The following is a 5163-nucleotide window of genomic DNA, read 5'->3' on the forward strand; positions in this document are numbered from 1 at the left end:
CCCCCGAGATCTGCACGCGGTACATCCCGAGATTGGAATGGCGCAGCCCCGGGTGATAGGCACTTTCCGAATAGACCTGCGGCAAGGTGATGAAGGCACCGCCGTCACCCGGCCAGGATTTCAACTGGGGAAGCTGGTCGATGGTGGTCCGCCGGCCGAGGATCGGTCCGTCGGAGACGAACTTCGGCAGCAGATGATAGGCGGCAGGGATGGCGGCGAACAGCGAAGCCGGCTCCCTTAGCGCGGACCGGGGATCTATCTTCAGCCGCACCAGTCGCTCGACAGCCTTCAGGGTATCCCGAAATATGTAGCGGGTCCTCTCCAGGGTGCCGAACAGGTTTCCCAGCATGGGGAAGCTGGAGCCCTTCACCCGCGTGAAGAGAAGCGCCGGACCTCCCGCCTGGTAGACCCGCCGCTGAATGACGCCGATCTCGAGGTCGCTCGATACTTCCTCGTTGATGCGAACCAGGGCGCCATTACGCTCGAGGTCCGCTACGCACGATGCCAGATCTCTATATCCCAACCAACACTCCCGCCTGATATGATGCGAAAATCAGTGGCTATTCTTAATTCACCCCTCCTGCCAAGTCAACACAAAACCTCCCCGCACACCTGGTCGACCGTCCACCAACTCAATCCGCCTTTGCTGGCGCCCCCTCTCCCTCTGAGGGTTGGGGTGTGGGAACCTTCCACGAAGTGAAGATAGCCCAAAGATGCGGGGCTTCCCTCACCCCTACCCTCCCCCGTGGGGGGAGGGAGAGCTTGAAATGTCGGGAAAGTGCATAAAGGGAACAACCGAGACAATGGAAGATGGATCGGAGCGACGAGGATTCTCTTATAATTACGAGCTGTTTTATGCTACTCTACGGTCCGTGGCTGCCGCACAGTAGCCTGGCTCCCGCGCTTTACCCCTTTGAGGTCCTCTTTGCCGAAACTGACCATCTTCAAAAAGATCCTGATCAGTACGCTGCTGCTCTCGCTGCTGCCGCTGTTCGTCTCCTCGCTGATCCTGCTCGCCAACCTCGAGTCGAAGAGCGCGCGCCTCACCGCGGAGATCGCCAACTCGGACGACAGCCAGGCAACCGAGTCGCTGCAGATGCGGGCAAGGGTGCTGGCCGACAACATCTCCGACTTCCTGCACCAGTGCGAGAGCGACCTGCGTTTCCTCTCCCGCTCGCACCTGGACCGGGCGGCCCTGCTGCACTTCTACGAGAGCGTGCAGCATGAGGTATGGCTGCGCGGCGCCAGCGCCACCGCCGACACCGGCATCCACAAGTACCTTCCCGTCTACCGCAGCATTGCCTTCATCGACCGCACCGGCCAGGAAAAGGTGGTGATCCAGAACGGCAACTTCCTCCGCGCCTCCCAGTTACGCAACATCTCGAATCCGGCCAACACCGAGTTCAAAAAAGAGGACTACTTCTCCAAGATACGGGCTCTCCATAGGGGTGAGATTTACGTCTCGCACCTTACCGGCTTCCACATCCTGAAGCAGGAGCAGTTGGCCGGCGCCAGCAGTCCGGAGACGGCATACGACGGCAAGAACTACGAGGGGGTGATCCGCTTCGGGTCGCCGCTCTTCGACAGCGAAGGTAGGTTCGCGGGGATGGTGGTCCTGTCGCTTGATCACCGGCACCTGATGGAATTCACCCAGCACGTCGACCCCGGCAAAAACTTCTCCACCCTTTTCCCCTCCTACATGAGCGGCAACTACGCCTTCCTGTTCGACGACGAGGGGTGGATCATCACCCATCCCAAGTTCTGGGATATCCGCGGCGTCGACCGCAACGGGAAACAGGTACCGCCGTTCAGCGAACACTCCAGTAAAGCTGACATCGAGGCGGGACGCATCCCCTTCAACCTCGACTATGCCGGCTTCGTCCACCCCAGCTATCCCAAGGTTTCCGCCGCCGTCCGCAAGCAGGAGTCCGGCTTCGTCGACATCACCAACGTAGGGGGCGCCAAAAAGATCATGGCGTACGCGCCGATCTTTTACGACACCGGGGAGTACCGCAAGCACGGTGTGTTCGGCGGCATCACCATCGGCTTCCAGGTGGACCAGTTCCACGATGCTGCGCGCAAGGGTAGCCGGATGATCACCCGCCAGTTGGGCGAACACCGCCGAACCAGCGCGCTCATCCTCCTCGCCACGGCCCTTGTTGCCGCCCTTTCGGCCTGGTTCCTCTCGCGGGGGATCAGCGTCCCCTTAAGGCAGCTTACCGAGGGGGCGGGAAAACTGGCGGCAGGAGACACCCATGTCAGGGTGAAGGTCAAATCGAAAGACGAGATCGGCGTTCTCGCCAGCACCTTCAACAACATGGCCGACGAACTGGAACTACGCAAGCAGAGCCTGCTGACGACCCTGGACGAACTGCGCAGATCGCGCCTGGAGATCCTCGACGAGAGGAACTTCCAGGCAAGCGTGCTGGAAAGTATCTCCAGCGCCATCGTCACCTTCTCCCCGCAAGGGCGCCTCACCTCCATGAACGGGACGGCCAAGCGACTGTTCGGGCCACACGTGGTCCAGGACATGCACTACACCGAGGTCTACCAGGGGTGGGGGAACATCGCGGAGCGGATCGCCCAGGTGCTGGCAACCAACGCGGGATACGGACGTTCTCCCTTCAGGATCGACCGCGGGACCGGGCTCACCCATTTCGAGCTCGGCTTCTTCCCGATCGGGGCGGCCGCCGAGAAGGGGCTCACGGTAACACTCAGAAACGAGACGGAAAAAGAGAAGCTCCGCCAGGAGATGATGCGGCTGGACCGTCTCGCCTCGCTGGGCAAGCTCTCCGCGGGCATCGCCCACGAGGTGAGGAATCCGCTGACCGGGATTTCGCTGTTGCTCGACGACCTGCATGACCAGGCGGCGTCAGGCTCCGACGACCAGAGGATGATCAAGAAGGCGCTGGCCGAGATTGAGCGGGTGGAACGTCTGATCACCGCCCTGCTCAACTACTCTTCCCCGGTGCGGGCGGCGTTCAGGGAGTGCGACCTGAACCAGGTGGTGTATGACACCGTACTACTCATGCGCCGGCCGTGCGAACGGCAGAAAATCCAGCTTAGCGTCAAGGAAGGCGAGGTCCCCCTGTTGCGGCTCGACCCTGACCAGATCAAGCAGGCGGTGCTGAACATCATCAAGAACGCCCAGGAGGCCATGCCCGGCGGGGGCACCATGGAGATCGTGACCAGGAGCGAGGAAAATCGCGTCGTGATAACCATCGCCGACGACGGTCCCGGTATCGCAAAGGAAGCCCTCCCCTTGATCTTCGAGCCGTTCTTCACTGGCAAGGGAGCAGGGACGGGGCTCGGGCTGTCGATAACCCAGCGCATCGTAGAGGAGCACCAGGGGAGGATCAGGGTGGAGAGCGCGCCGGGGAAAGGGACCACCTTCATCATCGAACTGCCGATAAATTCCTGACTTCAACGGCGGAGAAAGACAGATCGAGACGGATCAACGTCAAAGGCTTTTCGACCGCGGACGACGCGGATTTTACGGATTGACGCGGAAAAAGAAACTACCGGTAAAACCCGAACCGAAAAGCTGAAGAGAAGGAATAGGAAAACAGACTTAAAAGCGGATGGGACTTGAGATTCAAAAACTAAACAGTTTATTTCTTTGAAAACCGTGACAATCCGCCCAATCCGCGTCATCCGTGGTCAAAATATTTTGCTTCACAAATCCGCTTAGATTCGTTTTTTCAGAGACTCTCTATGGAAAAGATACTCATCATCGACGACGAAGCCTTCATCTGCGAGAACGTCCAGCGTACCCTGGCCAGTGAAGGGTTCCAGGTTTTCGCGGCCTCGTCCGGACAGGAGGCCCGCGATATCGTCGCCTCGGACGAGATCGATCTCGCCCTGCTCGACCTGAACCTCGGCACCGAAGACGGCATCGACGTGCTGAAATCGCTCAAGGATCTCGACCCGGAACTGCTGGTCATCATCATCACCGGGTACGGTTCGGTGGAGAGCGCGGTGGAGTCGCTCAAGCTGGGGGCCTTCCACTACATGAAGAAGCCGTTCAAGGCGGACGCCCTGAGGCTGATCGTCAAGCTGGCACTGAAGACGCAGACCCTCAAACGGGAGGTACGCACCCTGAAGGCCGGTAACGGCCTCTTCCCCGGACGGTCTCCGATCATAGGCAGAAGCGAGGCCTTCAACGAGGTGGTGGCCCAGGTCCGCGAGATTTCCCGCATCCCCTCCACCGTCCTGATCACCGGGGAATCGGGAACCGGCAAGGAACTGGTAGCGCGCGCCATCCACGACCTTTCCGACCGCCGAGACGCACCCTTCATCGCCATCAACTGCGCCTCCATTCCGGCCGCCCTTTTGGAGAGCGAGCTTTTCGGCCACGAGAAGGGTTCCTTCACCGGAGCCAGCGGACGAAAGAAGGGGTTACTTGAGGAGGCACAGCACGGGACGGTGTTCCTGGACGAGATCGGCGAGATGGACATGGCCATGCAGGCGAAGCTTTTGCGTGTGCTGCAGGAGCGGATCATCCGCCGGGTGGGCGCCGTCAAGGACGTCGCCATCGACGTGCGCATCATAGCTGCCACCAACCGTAACCTCGCCCAGCAGATCTCGGAAAAGATGTTTCGCGAGGATCTCTTCTACCGGCTCAACGTATTCCCGATCCACATCCCGCCGCTGCGCGAAAGAATCCAGGACATCAACGCCCTGGCCGCCTACTTCCTCGACAGCTTCAGCCGCTCGTTCGGGCGCGATTTCCGCGGCATCTCGGCAGAAGCGGCCGAGCTGATGGAGCAGTACCCATGGCCGGGGAACATCAGGGAGCTCAGAAACGTGATCGAGCGCATCTGCATCATGCGCAACGGTCCCTTGCTCCTCCCCGAGCACCTGCCTCAGGAGATAAGGTGCGGCCAATCGGTCAAGGCTCCGCCAGCCGAAGGACCGGCGAGCCTGGCCACACTCCCGCCGGATCTGGGCCTCGAGGAGGCAATCACCGCCATCGAAAAGTCCCTGATCCAGCAGGCGCTGGCCAAGGCCTGCGGCAACGTCCTTCAGACGGCAGCCATCCTGAAGATCCCCCGCGGCACCCTCAGGTACAAGATGGACAAGTACGGTTTGTAGCCGCGCCGGCTAAAAGCGGCCCCGCCGATGACCAGCGACCCCGCCTATAGCCAGCGTCTCTGCCGTGCC

General features: G+C 60.7%; 3 protein-coding genes. 2 read left to right on the plus strand and 1 reads right to left on the minus strand.

Going from position 1 to position 5163, the window contains the following annotated elements:
* The coding region (locus VJ604_RS15650) for a UbiD family decarboxylase (protein WP_324084121.1) at positions 1-523 on the minus strand (523 nt) is incomplete at its 3' end.
* A gap of 402 nt (positions 524-925) precedes the next feature.
* Between VJ604_RS15650 and VJ604_RS15655 the strand changes: the two genes are divergently transcribed.
* Both VJ604_RS15655 and VJ604_RS15660 read left to right on the plus strand, forming a co-directional pair.
* A complete protein-coding gene (locus VJ604_RS15655; protein ID WP_324084122.1) occupies positions 926-3421 on the plus strand; it encodes an ATP-binding protein in 2496 nt (831 codons plus the stop codon).
* A 293-nt stretch (positions 3422-3714) separates the two neighbouring features.
* Positions 3715-5094 carry a sigma-54-dependent transcriptional regulator gene (locus VJ604_RS15660; protein WP_324084123.1) on the plus strand — a complete coding sequence of 460 codons (1380 nt, stop codon included), beginning with the start codon at positions 3715-3717 and terminating at the stop codon, positions 5092-5094.
* Positions 5095-5163 lie beyond the last annotated feature (69 nt).

The sequence above is a fragment of the Geomonas sp. genome (assembly GCF_035254065.1).
GTDB lineage: Bacteria > Desulfobacterota > Desulfuromonadia > Geobacterales > Geobacteraceae > Geomonas.